Annotated in this window: 17 protein-coding genes; 16 read left to right on the forward strand and 1 reads right to left on the reverse strand. The window is 72.0% G+C overall.

All coding sequences use genetic code 11. From position 1 onward, the window contains the following. The first annotated feature begins 71 nt into the window (after nt 1–71). From ftsL to murD, 6 genes are read left to right on the forward strand one after another with little or no spacing between them, the layout of a single operon-like run. The gene (gene ftsL, locus ACY1JX_RS16375) at nt 72–533 is read left to right on the forward strand and encodes a cell division protein FtsL (RefSeq protein ID WP_181756776.1); all 462 of its coding nucleotides are present in this window, start codon (nt 72–74) and stop codon (nt 531–533) included. Next, nucleotides 533–2,275, forward strand: a complete 1,743-nt coding sequence (locus tag ACY1JX_RS16380; RefSeq protein WP_181756777.1) for a peptidoglycan D,D-transpeptidase FtsI family protein — start codon at nt 533–535, stop codon at nt 2,273–2,275. Before ftsL ends, ACY1JX_RS16380 begins: the two co-directional genes overlap by 1 nt. 38 nt (nt 2,276–2,313) lie before the next feature. After that, the gene (locus ACY1JX_RS16385) at nt 2,314–3,798 is read left to right on the forward strand and encodes a UDP-N-acetylmuramoyl-L-alanyl-D-glutamate--2,6-diaminopimelate ligase (protein WP_462565898.1); all 1,485 of its coding nucleotides are present in this window, start codon (nt 2,314–2,316) and stop codon (nt 3,796–3,798) included. After that, nucleotides 3,795–5,153 carry a UDP-N-acetylmuramoyl-tripeptide--D-alanyl-D-alanine ligase gene (locus ACY1JX_RS16390; protein ID WP_462564623.1) on the forward strand — a complete coding sequence of 453 codons (1,359 nt, stop codon included), beginning with the start codon at nt 3,795–3,797 and terminating at the stop codon, nt 5,151–5,153. Before ACY1JX_RS16385 ends, ACY1JX_RS16390 begins: the two co-directional genes overlap by 4 nt. A 27-nt stretch (nt 5,154–5,180) precedes the next feature. Then, nucleotides 5,181–6,248 (forward strand): phospho-N-acetylmuramoyl-pentapeptide-transferase, encoded by a 1,068-nt coding sequence (gene mraY, locus ACY1JX_RS16395; RefSeq protein ID WP_181756779.1) that lies wholly within the window; start codon nt 5,181–5,183, stop codon nt 6,246–6,248. Further along, nucleotides 6,238–7,692: a UDP-N-acetylmuramoyl-L-alanine--D-glutamate ligase gene (gene murD, locus ACY1JX_RS16400; protein ID WP_462564624.1), complete on the forward strand. Its 1,455-nt coding sequence runs from the start codon at nt 6,238–6,240 to the stop codon at nt 7,690–7,692. The genes mraY and murD overlap by 11 nt, the downstream gene beginning before the upstream one ends. Before the next feature lie 10 nt (nt 7,693–7,702). Here the strand turns inward: murD and ACY1JX_RS16405 are convergent, their stop codons facing one another. After that, nucleotides 7,703–8,146 (reverse strand): hypothetical protein, encoded by a 444-nt coding sequence (locus ACY1JX_RS16405; protein WP_462564625.1) that lies wholly within the window; start codon nt 8,144–8,146, stop codon nt 7,703–7,705. A 163-nt stretch (nt 8,147–8,309) separates the two neighbouring features. Here ACY1JX_RS16405 and ftsW point away from each other — a divergent pair, with 163 nt between their 5' ends. The 10 genes from ftsW (at nt 8,310) to ACY1JX_RS16455 (ending at nt 17,077) form a co-directional block, all read left to right on the forward strand. Next, a complete protein-coding gene (gene ftsW / locus ACY1JX_RS16410) occupies nt 8,310–9,530 on the forward strand; it encodes a putative lipid II flippase FtsW (RefSeq protein ID WP_181756782.1) in 1,221 nt (406 codons plus the stop codon). Nucleotides 9,531–9,532: 2 nt separating this feature from the next. Further along, complete coding sequence (gene murG, locus ACY1JX_RS16415) at nt 9,533–10,612, forward strand: undecaprenyldiphospho-muramoylpentapeptide beta-N-acetylglucosaminyltransferase (RefSeq protein WP_462564626.1); 1,080 nt, start codon at nt 9,533–9,535, stop codon at nt 10,610–10,612. Next, the gene (gene murC / locus ACY1JX_RS16420; RefSeq protein ID WP_462564627.1) at nt 10,609–12,009 is read left to right on the forward strand and encodes a UDP-N-acetylmuramate--L-alanine ligase; all 1,401 of its coding nucleotides are present in this window, start codon (nt 10,609–10,611) and stop codon (nt 12,007–12,009) included. The genes murG and murC overlap by 4 nt, the downstream gene beginning before the upstream one ends. Beyond that, on the forward strand, nt 12,002–12,712 hold the full coding sequence (locus ACY1JX_RS16425) for a cell division protein FtsQ/DivIB (RefSeq protein ID WP_462564628.1): 711 nt from the start codon (nt 12,002–12,004) through the stop codon (nt 12,710–12,712). The genes murC and ACY1JX_RS16425 overlap by 8 nt, the downstream gene beginning before the upstream one ends. Nucleotides 12,713–12,874: 162 nt before the next feature. Beyond that, nucleotides 12,875–14,026 carry a cell division protein FtsZ gene (ftsZ, locus tag ACY1JX_RS16430; RefSeq protein WP_462564629.1) on the forward strand — a complete coding sequence of 384 codons (1,152 nt, stop codon included), beginning with the start codon at nt 12,875–12,877 and terminating at the stop codon, nt 14,024–14,026. A 2-nt stretch (nt 14,027–14,028) separates the two neighbouring features. Beyond that, nucleotides 14,029–14,739 (forward strand): purine nucleoside phosphorylase YfiH/LACC1 family protein, encoded by a 711-nt coding sequence (locus tag ACY1JX_RS16435; protein ID WP_462564630.1) that lies wholly within the window; start codon nt 14,029–14,031, stop codon nt 14,737–14,739. Next, entirely contained in the window at nt 14,726–15,430 is a 705-nt protein-coding gene (locus ACY1JX_RS16440) for a YggS family pyridoxal phosphate-dependent enzyme (RefSeq protein WP_462564631.1), read from the forward strand. Before ACY1JX_RS16435 ends, ACY1JX_RS16440 begins: the two co-directional genes overlap by 14 nt. Before the next feature lie 36 nt (nt 15,431–15,466). Beyond that, on the forward strand, nt 15,467–15,943 hold the full coding sequence (locus ACY1JX_RS16445) for a cell division protein SepF (protein WP_181756789.1): 477 nt from the start codon (nt 15,467–15,469) through the stop codon (nt 15,941–15,943). 6 nt (nt 15,944–15,949) lie between these two features. Beyond that, nucleotides 15,950–16,237, forward strand: coding sequence for a YggT family protein (locus ACY1JX_RS16450; protein WP_078700740.1), 288 nt, complete (start codon nt 15,950–15,952; stop codon nt 16,235–16,237). A 117-nt stretch (nt 16,238–16,354) separates the two neighbouring features. Beyond that, a complete protein-coding gene (locus ACY1JX_RS16455) occupies nt 16,355–17,077 on the forward strand; it encodes a DivIVA domain-containing protein (RefSeq protein ID WP_286928206.1) in 723 nt (240 codons plus the stop codon). The last annotated feature ends 177 nt before the right edge of the window (nt 17,078–17,254 follow it).

Raw genomic sequence — 17,254 nt, forward strand, 5'->3', positions numbered from 1 at the left:
CGCCAGCGAGAGAACCGAGGAGACCTCATGACGGCGTCGCCGTACTGTGCCCTTTCCACGGCGGTGACGTCATGAGCACTGCAACGTCTCCTCGTGCCCTGAGCCGCTCGGCGGCCGCCCGCTCCTCCGCGCTCGCGTCCGGGCTGGCCGCGCGCGGGCGTGACGCCCGCGACGTCGGCCTCAAGCTGGTCGGCCCGGTGCGGGTCCGTGCGCGTCGCGCCCCGTTCGTCGTCGTCGTGCTCTCGATCCTGGCCGCCGGACTCGTCGGCCTCATCCTGCTGAGCACCGCGATGCAGGCGCAGGCCTTCAAGATCGACGACCTGCAGCAGCGCTCCACGCTCCTGCAGGCCCAGCGCGAGCAGCTCGCCACCGAGGTCGACCGGATGCAGAGCCCCTCAGGGCTGGCCGACCGCGCCCTGAGCGAGGGCATGGTGCCCAACGCCAACCCCGTCTTCCTGCGACTCGCCGACGGCAAGGTCATCGGCGAGCCCGTTCCCGCCGAGCCCGACACCAACGTCAGGAGGGCCGGCTGATGCCGCTCGCCATCACCCGCAGCCGCCTGCGCGTCCTGGTCATCTGCGTCCTGGCCCTGTTCGTCGTCTTCGGCGCCCGGCTGTTCCAGATCCAGGCCGTCGACACGAAGGCCTACGCCGCGATGGCGGTGGAGGCCGGAACCCGCAAGGCCGTGATCCCGGCGCCGCGCGGTGACATCGTCGACCGCAACGGCGAGGAGCTGGTGACGAGCACCGACGGCCTGACGATCACGGCCGACCCGTCGATGACGGCCGAGAACGCCCCGGAGATCGCGCGGATCCTGCACGAGAAGCTCGGCGACGAGATCGACTACTTCGACACGATCCAGAAGCTGCGCACCCCTGACTCGAAGTTCGTCTTCCTGGCCAAGGACCTGCCGGCCTTCGAGGCTCGCAAGGCCGTGAAGGCCGTGGCCGAGGCCAACTACACGGGCGTCTTCACCGAGACCGAGAGCCTGCGCAGCTACCCGGGCGGCTCGCTCGCCGCGAACGTGCTGGGCATCACCGAGGAGAACGGCAAGGGCATCGCCGGCCTCGAGATGCAGTACGACGCCGGGCTGACCGGCACGGACGGGTCCTCCACCTACGAGGTCTCCTCGACCGGCCAGCGCATCCCGATGGCCGACTCCACGGTCAAGGAGATGGTGCCGGGTGCCAACGTCAACACCACGATCGACCGGGACCTGCAGTGGTACTCCGACCAGCGGCTGCGTGACGTCGTCAGCTCGGCCGGCGCCGACTACGGCCTGGCCGTCACGATGGACGTCCGCACCTGCCAGATCGTGCAGCTCTCGCAGGCCCCGACCTTCAACCCGGACAGCCGCGACGGCGTCAGCGACGACACCCTGGTGAACCGTGCGGTCTCCAACGTCTTCGAGCCCGGCTCGGTCATGAAGACGATCACGATGGCCGCCCTGGCCGACCAGGGCAAGGTCTCGGCCGACACGAAGATCAAGGTGCCCTCGGGCATGGTCATCGACGGCTTCCCGATCGGCGACTACTGGCAGCACGGCGCGCTGAAGCTCACGGCCGCCGGCGTGATCGCCAAATCCTCCAACCTGGGCACGATCGTCGCGGCCGAGCAGATGTCGGACTCGACCTTCTACTCCTACCTGCGCAAGTTCGGCTTCGGCACGCGCAGCGGCATCGACCTGCCGGAGGAGTCGGTGGGCATCGTGTCCCCGGTGCGCGACTGGACGAAGGCCAAGCACGCGACGACCTCCTTCGGCCAGGGCGTCTCGGTCAACGCGATCCAGATGGTCCGCGCGGTCGGCGCGATCGCCAACGGCGGCGTCATGTGCACGCCGCGGGTGGTCGACTCGCTGACGAAGGCCGACGGCTCGGTCGAGAAGACCCCGGCGGGCGAGTCCCGCCGCGTCGTCTCCCGCGAGGCCGCCGCCGAGGTCACCCGGATGATGGAGGCCGTCACGGCCGACGACGGCACGGCACCGGCCGCCCAGATCGAGGGCTACCGCGTGGCCGGCAAGACGGGCACCGCCTGGCGGGTCAACCCGACCACGGGACGCTACGTCCGCGGCCAGAACACGATCTCCTTCATGGGCTTCGCGCCGGCCGACAACCCGCGCTTCATCACGTACGTCGTGATCGACAAGCCGCCGCGCAACGCCGGCGGTGGCTCGATGGCCGGCCCGGTCTTCCACGACATCATGTCGATGGCGCTGGAGCGGTTCGGCGTGACGCCCACGGGCGCCAAGCCGCCGAAGATCAAGCAGGACTGGTAGCCGTCGTGCCGCCCGGTAGGTTGGGGCGGGTGGACGAGATGAGGGTCAGGCCGCACGACAGGCCCACGTGGCCCCTCTCCAGGGTGGCCGCAGAGCTGCCCGCGGCCACCGTGTCGGGCGAGGCCACGGTCACCGGCATCAGCCTCTCCACCCGCGACGTCGTCGCCGGCGACCTGTTCGCCGCGCTGCCCGGCGCGACCACGCACGGATCGCGCTTCGCGCCCCAGGCGCTGGAGGCCGGGGCCGTAGCGATCCTCACGGACGCCGAGGGCGCGGCGACGCTCCCGGTGGGCGTCCCGGCGGTCGTGGTCGAGCACCCACGCGCGCATCTGGCCGAGTTCGCGGCGCGGTTCTACGACCGCCCCAGCAGCCGCTTCACCACCGTGGGAGTCACCGGCACGCAGGGCAAGACCACCACCACCTACCTCGCCGAGGCCGCGCTGGGGGAGTCGCACTCGGCCGTCATCGGCACGATCGGCACGCGCATCGCCGGACGCCCGGCGGCCAGCAGCCTCACCACACCGGAGGCGCCCGCGCTGCAGGCGCTCTTCGCGGTCATGGCCGAGGAGCGGGTGGCCGCGTGCGCGATGGAGGTCTCCAGCCACGCGATCGTCCAGGGGCGCGTGGACGGGTTCGTGCTGGACTCGGCCGTGTTCCTCAACCTGGGCCGCGACCACCTGGACTTCCACCACGACGTGGAGTCCTACTTCGCCGCGAAGGCCGAGCTGTTCACGCCGGAGCACGCCCGGTGTGCCGTGATCAACTTCGACGACGCCCACGGGCGGCGACTCACCGAGCTGACCTCGCTGCCCGTCACCACGTTCTCCACCGAGGGCGCGGCGGCCGACTGGCGCGCCGTCAACGTGCGGGCCCACCGGCTCGGCAGCGACGTCACGCTCATCGCGCCCGACGGCACCGAGACCGAGCTCTCGGTCCCGCTGGCGGGCGCGTTCAACGTCTCCAACGCGGTGGCGGCGATCGTCGCGCTCGCGGGGGAGGGCCACGACCTCGACGACCTCGTCCGCGGTGTCGCCGCCGCCAGAGGCGTCCCCGGCCGGATGGAGCGGGTCGACGCCGGCCAGCCCTTCACCGCGGTCGTGGACTACGCGCACAAGCCCGAGGCGGTCGAGGCGGTCCTCGGTGCCCTGAGGCCCGTCACGGCCGGGCGGCTCATCGTCGTGATCGGCGCCGGCGGCGACCGCGACCGGGGCAAGCGACCCCTCATGGGCGAGGTGGCCGCCCGGCTCGCCGACGTCGTCATCGTCACCGACGACAACCCCCGCAGCGAGGACCCGGCCCGCATCCGTGCCGAGGTCCTGGCGGGCGCGGAGCGCGGCGCGGCCCAGGTGGTCGAGGTCGGCGACCGCCACGACGCGATCGCCACCGCGGTCCGGCAGGCCCGCACCGGTGACACCGTCGTGGTCGCCGGGAAGGGTCACGAGCGCGGCCAGCAGGTCGGCGACGTCGTCCACCCCTTCGACGACCGCGAGGTGCTCGTCTCCCTGATCGGCGGCGCGTCGTGATCCGCACGACCCTCGCCCAGGTGGCCGACGCGACGCGCGGGCGGGTGGAGGGCGACGACACCCTCGCCGTCGAGGGCCCGGTCGTCATCGACTCGCGCCGCGTCGCCCCGGGGTCGCTCTTCGTGGCGATCCCCGGCGAGCGCGTCGACGGGCACGACTTCGTCCAGACCGCGCTCGACGCCGGAGCCGTGGCCACGATAGCCACGCGCGCCGTCGCCGGACCTCATGTGATCGTCCAGGACCCCGTCGAGGCGATGGGGCGGCTCGCGGCCGACCGGCTGGCGGCGCTGAGGGCGGAGAGCGACATCGACGTCGTGGCCGTCACCGGCTCGCAGGGCAAGACCTCGGTCAAGGACCTGATGGCCCACATCCTGGCCGCGCACGGAGCCACCGTGGCCCCCGAGGGCTCGTTCAACAACGAGCTCGGCGTGCCGTTGACCGTCCTGCGCGCCGACGCCGGGACGCGTCACCTGGTGCTCGAGATGGGTGCGCGGGGGATCGGCCACATCGCCTCGCTGTGCGCCATCGCGCCGCCCGACGTCGCCGTGGTGCTCAACGTCGGCACGGCCCACGCCGGCGAGTTCGGCGGACTCGAGCGCACGGCCCAGGCCAAGGGCGAGCTCGTCGAGGCCCTCGGCCCCGAGGGCACCGCCGTCCTGAACGCCGACGACCTGCGCGTCGCGGCCATGGCTTCGCGCACGCAGGGCACCGTGCTCACGTTCGGCCGTGCCGGCCGCGTGCGGCTCGACGACGACGTCGTCCTCGACGACTCCGGTCACCCGCACTTCCGGATCGAGGTCGACGGCACCGTCCTCGACGCCACCGTCCCGCAGCTGGGCGAGCACCACGCGATCAACGCTGTCGCCGCGGTCGCGGCCACCTCCGCGCTCGGGGTCCCGGCCGCTGCCGCCGTGGAGGCGCTCGCCACCGCGAAGGCAGGCTCGCCCATGCGCATGGAGCGCCACGAGACCCGTGGGGGAGTCGTCGTCGTGAACGACGCCTACAACGCCAATCCCGAGTCGATGGCCGCGGCGCTGCGGGCCCTCGCCGGGCTGGCCCCGGGACGTGGCACCGCCGTCCTCGGTGAGATGCTGGAGCTGGGCGACGAGTCGTCCGAGCAGCACCACCGGATCGGCCGTCTGGCCGCCGACCTGGGCATCGCCCGGGTCATCGCCGTGGGTGCCGGAGCCGCCGAGATCGCTCGGGGAGCCGGCCCTGTCGGCGTGCTGGTGGACGATGTCGAGTCGGCGGTGGCAGCGCTCTCAGCGAGCCTCAGCGCCGGTGACGTGGTGCTTGTGAAAGCATCGAGGGGCGCCCGTCTCGAGCGGATCGCCGAAGCGCTGCTGCGCGACTGAAACGCACGGAAGGAAACAACGGAAGCGATGCTGGCCGTATTGATCGCGGGAGTCGTGGGGCTCGTCGGCACTCTCGTCGGCACCCGTTTCGCGATCGCCGTCCTCGTGAAGAAGGGCTACGGACAGCTCATCCGTGACGACGGTCCCACGTCGCACCACGTGAAGCGCGGGACGCCCACGATGGGCGGCCTGGTCATCATCATCTCCACCGTGCTCGGCTACGCGATCGCGAAGCTGTGGACCGGCTACGAGCCCAGCGCCTCCGCCGTCCTGCTGCTGTTCCTGTTCGTCGGCCTCGGCGTCATCGGCTTCCTCGACGACTGGATCAAGGTCGCCAAGCAGCGCAGCCTCGGCCTGCGCAGCAAGGCCAAGATGATCGGCCAGATCCTGGTCGGACTGGTCTTCGCGGTGCTCGCGATCGGCTGGGAGAACGACAACGGCCAGACCCCGATCACCCACGCGATCTCCTTCACTCGCGACCTGTCGTGGGAGCTGCCGACCGTCCTGCTGATCGTGTGGGTCCTGCTGATGATCGCCGGCGCCAGCAACGGCGTGAACCTCACCGACGGGCTCGACGGCCTCGCCACGGGCGCCGCCGTCATGGTGTTCGGCGCCTTCGTCCTGATCAACGTGTGGCAGTCCAACCAGAGCTGCTTCCTGCTCGACCCCGGCCCCAAGTGCTACGAGGTGCGCGACCCGCTCGACCTCGCGGTGGTCGCCTCCGCGGTCACCGGCGCGTGCTTCGGCTTCCTGTGGTGGAACGCCTCGCCCGCCAAGATCTTCATGGGCGACACCGGCTCGCTGTCGCTCGGTGGTCTGATGGCCGGCTTCGCGCTGATGACCCGCACCGAGCTGCTGCTGATCGTGCTGGGCGGACTGTTCGTCATCATCACCTTCTCGGTGATCCTGCAGGTGGGCTACTTCAAGATCAGCGGCGGCAAGCGGATCTTCCGGATGGCGCCGTTGCAGCACCACTTCGAGCTGAAAGGCTGGGCCGAGATCACGATCGTCGTCCGGTTCTGGATCATCAGCGGCATCTGCGTGATCTCCGGCATCGGCCTCTTCTACTGGGAGTGGGTCGTCGGTGCCTTCTGAGCGTGACGTCACGTCGCTGCACCGCGACTCCTCGTGGGAGGGCGTCCGCGCGGTCGTCGCGGGCTTCGGCGTCAGCGGGTTCGCCGCGGCCGACACCCTGAACCACCTCGGCGCCAGCGTCGTCGTGCTCGACGAGTCCGAGGGCGATGACCACCGTCGCGAGCAGGCCCACCTGCTCGAGGTCCTCGGTGCCGACGTGCGGCTCGGTCCCGGCACGACGGCCTCCCTGCCGGGCGACGTCGACCTCGTGGTCACCTCGCCGGGCTGGCGCCCCAGCGCGCCGTTGCTGACCGAGGCCGCAGGTCGCGGCATCCCCGTCTGGGGCGAGGTCGAGCTGGCCTGGCGCCTGCGCGGCAGCGACCCGGCACCGTGGCTGGCGGTCACGGGAACGAACGGCAAGACCACCACCGTCCAGATGCTCGAGGCGATCCTGCAGGCGGCCGGTCTGCGCGCGCAGGCCGTGGGCAACGTCGGCACCCCGATCCTCGAGGCCGTCATGGATCCGGAGGGCCGCGACGTGCTCGCGGTCGAGCTCTCCAGCTTCCAGCTGCACTGGACGCAGTCGATGTCGGCCGAGGCGGCCGCCGTGCTGAACCTCGCGCCCGACCACTACGACTGGCACGGCGGGGCGCAGGCCTACGCCGCCGCCAAGGGCAAGGTCTACGAGCAGGTCCAGCGCGCGTGCGTCTACAACGTCGCCGACGAGGCCACGATGCACCTGGTCGAGGAGGCCGACGTCGTCGAGGGCGCCCGCGCCATCGGCTTCACGCTCGGCATCCCCGATCGCGGCATGGTCGGGATCGTCGACGACCGGCTGGTCGACCGAGCGTTCGTCGAGGAGCGCGCCACCAGCGCCGCCGAGCTGGCGTCCCTCTCCGACCTCGACGACGCCTCGCCCCACAACGTGCAGAACGCCTTGGCGGCCGCGGCGCTGGCGCGGGCCCACGGCGTGCCCGCCGTCGCGGTCCGCAACGGGCTGCGTGCCTTCAGGCTGGGCCCTCACCGCATCAGCACGGTGGCCGAGGCCGACGGCGTGCGGTGGGTCGACGACTCCAAGGCCACCAACCCGCACGCGGCACGCGCTTCGCTGCAGGCGTTCGACCAGGTCGTGTGGGTCGCCGGGGGACTGGCGAAGGGCGCTGCCTACGGCGACCTCGTCCGCGACGCCCGCGACCGGATCCGCGGGGCGGTCCTGATCGGCGCCGACCGCGAGCTGATCGCGGCCGCGCTCGCCGAGCACGCGCCCGACGTTCCCGTCGAGCTGGCCGACGGCGCCGACGCCGACACCCTCATGGACTCCGTCGTCGCCGCCTCGCGCCGGCTCGCGCACCCGGGCGACACGGTGCTGCTCGCGCCCGCCGCCGCCTCGATGGACCAGTTCCGCGACTACGCCCACCGCGGCGACGCGTTCGCCGAGGCCGTGCGCCGGCTCGGCCGCGGCTGACGCCAGCTGCTCAGGCTCCCGCCCCGGGCCTCTCGACGGGCGACGGGAACGGGGGACGCGGGGGCCGCTCGCGCAGGAACCGTCGTGCCGCGATCGCCGCGAGGACGGTGCCCGCGATCGACGTCGCGACCACGACATCGCGCCACCAGGGCGGTCCGGGGGAGTCGCTGTTGCCCACGCAGTCGTGCATCGGGTTCGGAGCGTCCACGTTCTGCAGGAAGGTGCGAGCGGCCGAGACGTAGGCCGACGTCGCGGCCGGGTCCCAGCCGCCGGGGTTCCACAGCTTGTACCAGGCTCCGTTGCGGCGACTGATGCGGCACGTGACGTTCGTCGCCGACGAGTGGAAGCCGTCGGCGGGGCCGAGGTGGCCGATCACCCGCCGCCCGAAGTAGATCGGGACGCGGTCGTCCGGATCGCTGATGCGTGCCACGGGGAAGTTCCCATCGAGCCCCATCGATCCACCGTACGCCCGCACCGGGTCACCGGCCAGGGCGCGCACGCCTTCAGACGGGCCCGGATCGGGTCCCCGGGCGACACGCGCCTGTAGGTCCCCGAGGCACGCCGTCCCACGGGCCACACTGGTGAGCAGTTTCTCTTCTCTTCCCCGAAGGAACGCCATGAGTACCACCGCATCTCGGCGGTCGTCGAGCACGCTCGACACCGTGCGGACCCTGCTCGAGCGTCCGCTCGCCTCCTACCAGCTCGTGCTGGGCACCACCGGCCTGCTGCTCGGGCTCGGCCTGATCATGGTGCTGAGCGCGAGCTCGGTGTTCGCCCTGCGGGTGTACGGCAACTCCTTCGAGATCTTCGGCCGCCAGGCCATCTTCGCCGTCGTCGGCCTGGTCGCCATGGTCATCGCGATGCGCATCCCCCTGGAGCGGGTGCGGCAGCTGGCGCGACCGGCGCTCCTCGCCGTCGTGCTCCTCATCGGCCTGACCTTCACGCCTCTGGGCATGGACATCAACGGCAACCGGAACTGGATCCCGCTGTTCGCCGGCTTCAACCTGCAGCCCTCGGAGTTCGCGAAGCTCGCGATCGTGCTGTGGATCGCCGACCTCTACACCCGCCGGCACCGTCACCTCGGCACGCCGCGCTACGTCATCACCCCGGTCGTCCCGATCGCCGGGGCCGTGGCGGCCCTGGTCGTGTTCCAGAAGGACCTCGGCACCGCCGTGATCCTGTTCGCGATCATCGCGGGCATGCTCTGGGTCGCCGGGCTGCCGCTGAAGCCGATGCTCGGCTTCGGCGCCGGGCTGGTCGTGCTGCTGCTGTTCTTCGTCGCCACGGCCCAGCACCGGGTCGACCGGTTCATGTCGTTCCTCAACCCGATGGCCGATCCCGAGCAGTCCGGCTACCAGGCGATCAAGGCCATGATGGGCTTCGCCCGCGGCGGCTTCTGGGGACTCGGCTTGGGCAGCAGCCGCCAGAAGTGGGGCGCCCTGCCCGAGGCCCACACCGACTTCATCCTGGCCGTGATCGGCGAGGAGCTCGGCCTCGCCGGCAGCCTCGTGATCCTTGTGCTGTTCTGCCTGCTGGCGTACACCGGCTTCCGGATCGCGCACCGCAGCCGTGACCGCTTCGCCGGCTACCTCGCCGCCGGCATCACCATCTGGCTTACCACGCAGGCGATCATCAACATCGGCATGGTGCTGGGCATGCTGCCGGTCATCGGCGTCCCGCTCCCGCTCATCTCGTACGGTGGTTCCAGCATGATCGCCACTCTCGCCGCGCTGGGCCTCCTGGCCAACTGCGCCACCACCGAACCGGGCGCCGCACGGGCGCTGTCCACCTCCCGCCGCGCGAAGGCGCGCAAGAAGCAGCGCACGGTGGGTCGCTGACCGTGCGCGTCCTGCTCGCCGGCGGTGGTACCGCCGGTCACACGTCTCCGCTGCTCGCGACCGCCGCCGTGCTGGCCGACGCCGGGGACGACATCGTCTGCCTCGGCACGCCCCGTGGTCTCGAGGTCACGCTCATCCCGCAGGCGGGTCACGCGCTCGAGCTGGTGCCGCCGGTGCCCCTGCCGCGCCGCCCCAACGCCGACCTGGTGAGGCTGCCGGCGAACCTGCGCCGCTCGGTCTCGGCGACCCTCGACGTGATCGACCGGTTCAGGCCCGACGTCGTCGTGGGCTTCGGCGGCTACGTCTCGGTGCCGGCCTACCTCGCCGCGCGCCGCCGCAAGCTCCCGCTCGTGGTGCACGAGGGCAACGCCCTGCCCGGCATCGCGAACAAGCTGGGCGCGCGCCTGACCCGTCACGTCGCCACCAGCTTTCCCGACACCGAGCTGCGCCACGGCACCTACATCGGCCTGCCGATCCGGCGCCAGATCGCCGACCTCGACCGTCACGCCACGCGCGCCGAGGCGCGCGCGCACTTCGGCCTCGACGCCGACCGGCCGACCATCCTGGTCACCGGCGGCTCCCAGGGCGCCCGCCGCATCAACACCACGATGTCGGCCGCGGCCCGCGACCTCGCCGAGGCTGGCGTGCAGGTGCTGCACGCTGCCGGCCGGCCCGAGGAGGTCGACCTCGACCGGCGTGAGGGCGACCCGCCCTACGTGGTCGAGCAGTACATCGACCGCATCGACCTGGCCTACGCGGCCGCCGACCTCGTCGTGTGCCGCTCCGGGGCCAACACCGTCACCGAGGTCGCAGCCGTCGGCCTGCCCGCCGTGTTCGTGCCGCTGCCCATCGGCAACGGCGAGCAGGCCCTGAACGCCCATCCGGTCGTGGGCGCGGGCGGTGCGCTGCTCATCGAGGACGGCGCCTTCACCCCGGCCTGGGTCGACAGCGCCGTCGTGTCGCTGGTCACCTCGCCCGAGCGCCTCGGGCGCATGTCGCAGGCCGCCTCGGGCATCGTGCGGCGCGACGCCGCCGAGCGCCTCGCCGACCTGGTGCACCGCGCGGGGGAGGAGCGCCGGTGAGGATCGACCTGCCGAGTGAGGTCCTTCCCGCCGACCAGCTCGGTCGCGTGCACCTCATCGGGATCGGCGGCGCCGGCCTCTCGGCGATCGCCCTGCTCCTGCACGAGGCCGGGGTCGACGTGAGCGGCAGCGACGGCAGGGACTCCGCGGTGCTCCAGCGCCTGCGGGCGGCCGGCATCACGTGCCACGTGGGCCACGACCCGGCGTACCTCGCCGACCGCGACACCGTCATCGCGTCCACGGCCGTCCCCGAGGACAACCCCGAGATCGTCGAGGCGCAGCGGCGCGGGCTGCGGCTGTGGCCGCGCTCGGCCGGGCTCATGTCCACGATGCTGGGCGACCGCCGGATCGCGATCGCCGGCACCCACGGCAAGACCACCACCACCGCGATGCTCACCTTCGCGCTGCGCGGCGCCGGGGCCGACCCGTCCTTCGCGATCGGCGCTGAGGTCGCGGGGCTGGGCACCAACGCCCGCCGCGGCGCGGGTCCGGAGTTCGTCGTCGAGTCCGACGAGAGCGACGGCGCCTTCCTGCACTACCGCCCGCACGCCGCCGTGATCACCAACATCGACGCCGACCACCTCGACACGTGGGGCACGGTCGAGGCGTACGAGCGGGCGTTCGCCGAGTTCGCCGGCACGGTCGAGGAGGTCGTGGCGCTCTCCGCAGACGATCCCGGCTGCCGCCGGCTGCGCGAGACCGTCGACAGCCCGCGCCTCGTCACGGCGGGCTTCGCCGACGACGCCGACGTGCGAGGTCAGGACGTGGAGGTCGTGGGCTCCACGACCCGCTTCACGGTCACGGCCGACGACCTGCCGCCCACCGAGGTCGTGCTCGCCGTCCCGGGACGCCACTACGCCGCGGACGCCCTGCTGGCGCTGGCGATCGGCCGCGAGCTCGGTCACGACGTCGCCGGCATGGTCGAAGGCCTGGCCGGCTACACCGGTGCCGCTCGTCGGATGGAGCCGAAGGGCGAGGCCGCGGGGGTGCGCGTCGTCGACTCGTACGCCCACCACCCCACCGAGATCGCCGCCGACATCGCCGCGGCCCGGGCCCTGGCCGGCGACGACCGCCTCGTCGTCGTGTTCCAGCCCCACCTGGTCAGCCGCACGCGGCTGTTCGGCACACGGATGGGCCAGGAGCTGGCCGCGGCCGACCTCGTCGTCGTGGCCGACCTCTACCTCGCCCGCGAGGCCGCCGACCCGGACGTGACGTCGGCGCTCGTGGTCGGCGCTGCCGGTCCGCATGCCCTCGCCGGGGGACCGGTCCAGGACGTGCCGGGGTTCCTGCTGCCGCTGGTCCGGGCGGGCGACCTCGTGCTGACCCTCGGCGCAGGGGACGTCACCACGGTCGGGCCGGCGCTGCTCGAGCTGCTGCGGGACTCCGGCGATGAGTGACCGCTTCGCCGAGAAGCTCCGCCTGAAGCGTCGTCGCTCACGCTGGCGCATCGCCGGCGTGGTCCTGCTCGTGCTCGTCGTCGCGGCAGCCGTGTGGGCCATCTGGTTCTCGAGCCTGTTCGAGTCCCGCGAGGTCACCGTGAGCGGCACCGAGCACGTTCCGGTCGACCGGGTCGTGCGCACCGCCGAGGTTCCGCTGGGGACGCCGGTCCTGCGCGTCGACACCGACGCGATCGCCGAGCGTGTGGCGACCCTCAAGCCGGTCGAGTCCGTGAAGGTCGAGCGCGACCTGCCGCACACGATCCGCATCGTCGTGACCGAGCGCGACGCGGTCGCGTGGGTCGACCGCTCGGGCACGCCCTGGGCCGTCGACCCGTCCGGGGTGGTCTACCGCCCGCTGAACTCGCGTCCGCGGCACCTGCCCGAGCTGGACGTCGACGTCGAGGACCGTCGCGTCGTGGCCGCCACGGCACGGGTGGCGGCCGACATCGCCGCCGGGGATCGTGACCTGCTCGGCGACACCGACACGATCACGGCGGAGACCCGCGACTCGATCGAGCTGGCCCTGTCGAAGGGCCGCACCGTGGTGTGGGGGAGCGCCGAGGAGGCGCAGGCCAAGCTGTCGGTGCTGCGCCCGCTGCTGCAGATCGACGCGCGCAGCTACGACGTCAGCGCTCCCGAGCGCCCGACGACGCTCGAGTGACGCGCGTCCTCAGCCGCCCCACCCGCATCGAGTTCAACAACACACGCCCGACACGGCGTGTCATCGACGATCGTCCGGACGGCCCACCTAGTGTCAAACCATCGACGAGGTTGACATAACTATAAGCCTCCACTTGAAGTTTAAGGTTTGAAGGGGAACGACATGGCGGTCCAGAACTACCTTGCGGTGATCAAGGTCGTCGGCATCGGCGGCGGTGGTGTCAACGCCGTCAACCGCATGATCGAGGCCGGGCTCAAGGGTGTGGAGTTCATCGCGATCAACACCGACGCCCAGGCATTGCTCATGACCGATGCCGACGTGAAGCTCGACGTGGGTCGTGACTCCACGCGCGGTCTCGGCGCCGGCGCCGATCCCGAGATCGGCAAGAAGGCGGCCGAGGACCACGCCGAGGAGATCGAGGCGGCCCTCAAGGGCGCCGACATGGTCTTCGTCACGGCGGGCGAGGGCGGCGGCACGGGCACCGGCGGCGCGCCGGTCGTGGCGCGCATCGCGCGGTCGCTCGGTGCGCTGACCATCGGGGTCGTCACGCGGCCCTTCAAGTTCGAGGGACGCAACCGCGCGGCGCAGGCCGACGTCGGTGTCCAGCGTCTCCGCGAGGAGGTCGACACCCTCATCGTGATCCCGAACGACCGACTCCTGTCGATCAGCGACCAGAGCATCAGCCTGCTGGACGCGTTCCGCCAGGCCGACCAGGTGCTCTACCAGGGCGTCTCGGGCATCTCCGAGCTCATCACCACGCCCGGTCTGATCAACGTCGACTTCGCCGACGTGAAGTCGATCATGAGCGATGCCGGCTCGGCCCTCATGGGCATCGGCTCGGCGCGCGGTGAGCACCGCGCCGCCACGGCCGCCGAGCTGGCCGTCTCCAGCCCGCTGCTCGAGGCCTCGATCGAGGGCGCCCGCGGCGTCCTGCTGTCGATCGCCGGCGGCTCCGACCTCGGCCTGTTCGAGATCAACGAGGCTGCCGAGCTGGTGCAGGAGGCCGTCCACGACGACGCCAAGATCATCTTCGGCACGGTCATCGACGACTCGCTCGGCGACGAGGTGCGCATCACCGTGATCGCCGCCGGCTTCGACGGTGGCGAGCCCAAGCAGCGCGACGCCGCCCAGCCGGCGCTGCGCAGCCGTGAGCAGCAGGCCGCCGCCAAGGAGTCGGCGCCCGCGACGACGCAGAAGCCGGCCGAGCGCTCCGAAGGCTCCGAGCAGCGGGTCGTCACCGAGCCCGTCCCGGTCGGCCAGCCCGCCGGCCAGGAGTTCGGCGACGGTCTCGACATCCCGGACTTCCTGCGCTGACCGTGCCTGACCACTCCGCGCCGTTCTGGTTCCGGTCCGACCTGGGGGTCGCGTCGTTCGGTTTCACCGACGCGCGCACCGACCTGGGCCGGGGCCCGGCCGACGGATCACCCGCGGAGGGTCCGGGCGTGGTGGCTGCGGCGCTCGGTGGCCGCCCGGCGCTCATGCGCCAGGTCCACGGAGCGACCGTCGCCGTCGCCGACCCCGAGGCCCAGCCCGAGGCCGACGCCCTCGTGCTCGACCGCCCGGGCGTCGTGGCGATCGTCCGCGTCGCCGACTGCGTGCCGGTCGTGCTCGTCGATCCCGACCGGCCCCTCGCCGCCGTGGTCCACGCCGGCCGCGTCGGCATGGCCTCCGGAGTCGCCGGCGCGGCGGTCGAGGCGCTGCGGTCCCGCGGCGCCTCGCGCCTCGAGGCGTGGGTGGGTCCCCGGGCGTGCGGCTCCTGCTACGAGGTGCCGGCCGCCATGGCCGACGAGGTCACGGCGGTCGAGCCGGCCGCCCGCGCCACCACCCGCCGGGGCACGCCGGGACTCGACATCGGTGCCGGCGTCGTCGCCCAGCTGGAGCGCGCCGACGTGGTCGTCCACGACCTCGGTGGCTGCACGATCGAGGACGAGCGGTTCTGGTCCCACCGGCGGCAGGGCGACGCGGCCGGTCGCTTCGGCGCGGCCGTGGTGCTGCGCCGCGAGAGGAGTGGCGATGGAACGCCGTGACGAGCTGGCGCGGAACCTCTTCGCCGTCCGCGAGCGCATCGCCCGCGCCTGCGACGCGGCCGGCCGGTCCGCCGACGAGGTGACCCTCGTCGTCGTCACCAAGACCCACCCGGCGTCCGACGTCGCGCTGCTGGCCGAGCTCGGGGTCACCGACGTCGGCGAGAACCGTCACCCGGAGGCGGCCGAGAAGCACCTCGCCGCCGCCGACGCGGGCGTGGCGCTGCGCTGGCACTTCGTCGGCGGCCTCCAGACCAACAAGGCCGGTGCCGTCGCGCGCTACGCCGACGTCGTCCACAGCGTCGACCGGGCCAAGCTGGCCCGCTCCCTCGACCGTGGCGCTCAGGCCGCCGGGCGCACCCTGCGCTGCCTCGTCCAGGTGGACTTCGACACGACCGACCCCGGGCGTGCGGGAGTGCCACCGGCCGACGTGCCGGCCCTGGCCGACGTCATCGCGGGGGAGTGCCCCCACCTCGAGCTCGGAGGCGTGATGACCGTCGCGCCGCTGGGCCAGGACCCCGCCCCGAGCTTCGCCCACCTGCGCGAGATCAGCGCCGAACTGCGGCGCACCACGCCGTCGGCGACGATGATCTCAGCGGGGATGAGCGAGGACTTCGAGGTCGCGATCGCGCACGGCGCGACACACGTGCGCGTGGGTCGTTCGGTGCTCGGGCAGCGCCCTGTACTGCAGTAGTCTCAACAACGTCAAGACCGAAGATCGGGAGTGAGCATGGCTGGCGCAATGCGGAGGATGGGCGAGTACCTCGGACTCGTCGAGCAGGCCGAGTACGACGACGCGCTCGAGTACGAGACGGAGGCCCCGGCTCGTACTGCGGCACCCGTGCGCCAGGCCGCCCCCCAGCCGGTCGCCCCGCGCTCCGTCACGGCCCTCGACGACCGTCGTCAGCCCGGCATGTCCGTGGCCGACCTCGCGCGCATCGAGACCGTCACGCCCCGGACGTACAACGACGCCCGCACGATCGGCGAGTCGTTCCGCTCCGGCGTCCCGGTCATCATGAACCTCTCGGACATCGGCGACGACGACGCCAAGCGCCTCGTCGACTTCGCGGCCGGCCTGGTCTTCGCGGTCCACGGCACGATCAACCGCATCACCGCCAAGGTGTTCCTGCTCTCGCCCGAGGGCGTGCAGGTCTCCGACGAGGACCGCGCGCAGCTCGCGGCCGGCGGCTTCTACAACCAGAGCTGAGGCGACGTGTCGACGATCGGCGTCGTCCTCTACAACCTGATCTACCTGGCGATCATCTTCGTGATCGCCCGGTTCGTCGTGGACTGGGTGCAGCTGCTGGCCCGCCAGTGGCAGCCGCGCGGCTTCATCGCGGTGCTGTGCGAGTTCATCTTCACGGTCACCGATCCGCCGCTGCGCGCGCTGCGCAGAGTGATCCCCTCGATCCGTCTCGGCGGGATCATGCTCGACGTCTCGGCGATGGTCCTGTTGCTGCTGTTGTTCATCGCCCAGTCCCTGGTGGTCGTGATCTTTTAGGTGATCGTTGAGACTTGAGCACCAGCCCGTTGTCCGGTGCCTAGGATGAAGCGGTACCGTTGATGAGGCCCCGAATCTTTCCCAAGACAGACCCGACTCACACGCAGAGGTGACCAGATGGCGCTCACGCCCCAGGACATTCGCGACAAGCAGTTCACCGCCGTGCGCTTGCGCGACGGCTACGACATGGGCGAGGTCGAGCAGTTCCTCGACGAGGTCGAGGTCGAATTCGAGCGTCTCGTCAGCGAGAACTCCGAGCTCAAGGCCAAGGTCGCCGAGCTCGAGTCCGCGCTCGAGCAGGCCTCGAAGGCCCAGCCTGCCCCGGTCGCCGCGAAGCCCGAGCCCGTCAAGGAGCCCGAGCCGGTCAAGGAGCCCGAGCCGGCTCCCGCCCCCGTAGCCCCCGCCGCCCCGCAGGAGCTGCGCGTCACCTCGACCTCCGAGGCCTCCACGGCCGCCGCGCGTCTGCTCGAGATCGCGTCGGCCAACGCCGACCAGCTCATGGACGCCGCGAAGGAGGAGGCCGACACGATCATCGGTGAGGCCCGCGTCGAGGCCGAGCAGCTCTCCGCCGAGGCCCGTCGCAACGCCGACACGCTGCAGTACGAGTCGCGCAAGCGCGCCGAGCAGCTCGACGTCGAGACCGAGCAGCGTCGCAAGGAGGTCATCTCCAACCTCGAGCGCGAGCGTCAGGAGCTCCAGGGCGAGATCGACCACCTGCGTGCCTACGAGCGCGAGTACCGCGCCCGCCTGAAGGCCTACTTCCAGGACCAGCTGGCCCAGCTGGAGGGCAGCCAGCCCGTCGCGCCGCAGCAGGGGACTGCGCTCGACGGCAAGGAGTGACGCTGCGGAACCGCGCGTACTGAGTCAACGACGGCGCCCGATCCCTCAGGGGATCGGGCGCCGTCGTTCGTCTGTCCGGGGTGCCGATCTCGACAGGGTTAGGCGGCGCTCGCCGGCTGTTCGATCACCCGGCAGTGCCCGGTGGTCGAGTGCCGACGAGCGCAGCGAGGCGGTGTA

The sequence above is a fragment of the Aeromicrobium sp. JP4 genome, assembly GCF_054957925.1.

Bases quoted from the DNA above. Each gene is read 5' to 3' on its own strand.
- ftsZ (WP_462564629.1), top strand. From the start codon at position 12,875: ATGGCGGTCCAGAACTACCTTGCGGTGATCAAGGTCGTCGGCATCGGC.
- ACY1JX_RS16380 (WP_181756777.1), top strand. From the start codon at position 533: ATGCCGCTCGCCATCACCCGCAGCCGCCTGCGCGTCCTGGTCATCTGC.
- ACY1JX_RS16440 (WP_462564631.1), top strand. From the start codon at position 14,726: ATGGAACGCCGTGACGAGCTGGCGCGGAACCTCTTCGCCGTCCGCGAG.
- ACY1JX_RS16455 (WP_286928206.1), top strand. From the start codon at position 16,355: ATGGCGCTCACGCCCCAGGACATTCGCGACAAGCAGTTCACCGCCGTG.
- ftsW (WP_181756782.1), top strand. From the start codon at position 8,310: ATGAGTACCACCGCATCTCGGCGGTCGTCGAGCACGCTCGACACCGTG.
- ACY1JX_RS16405 (WP_462564625.1), bottom strand. From the start codon at position 8,146: ATGGGGCTCGATGGGAACTTCCCCGTGGCACGCATCAGCGATCCGGAC.
- ACY1JX_RS16445 (WP_181756789.1), top strand. From the start codon at position 15,467: ATGGCTGGCGCAATGCGGAGGATGGGCGAGTACCTCGGACTCGTCGAG.
- ACY1JX_RS16385 (WP_462565898.1), top strand. From the start codon at position 2,314: ATGAGGGTCAGGCCGCACGACAGGCCCACGTGGCCCCTCTCCAGGGTG.
- ftsL (WP_181756776.1), top strand. From the start codon at position 72: ATGAGCACTGCAACGTCTCCTCGTGCCCTGAGCCGCTCGGCGGCCGCC.
- mraY (WP_181756779.1), top strand. From the start codon at position 5,181: ATGCTGGCCGTATTGATCGCGGGAGTCGTGGGGCTCGTCGGCACTCTC.
- ACY1JX_RS16425 (WP_462564628.1), top strand. From the start codon at position 12,002: ATGAGTGACCGCTTCGCCGAGAAGCTCCGCCTGAAGCGTCGTCGCTCA.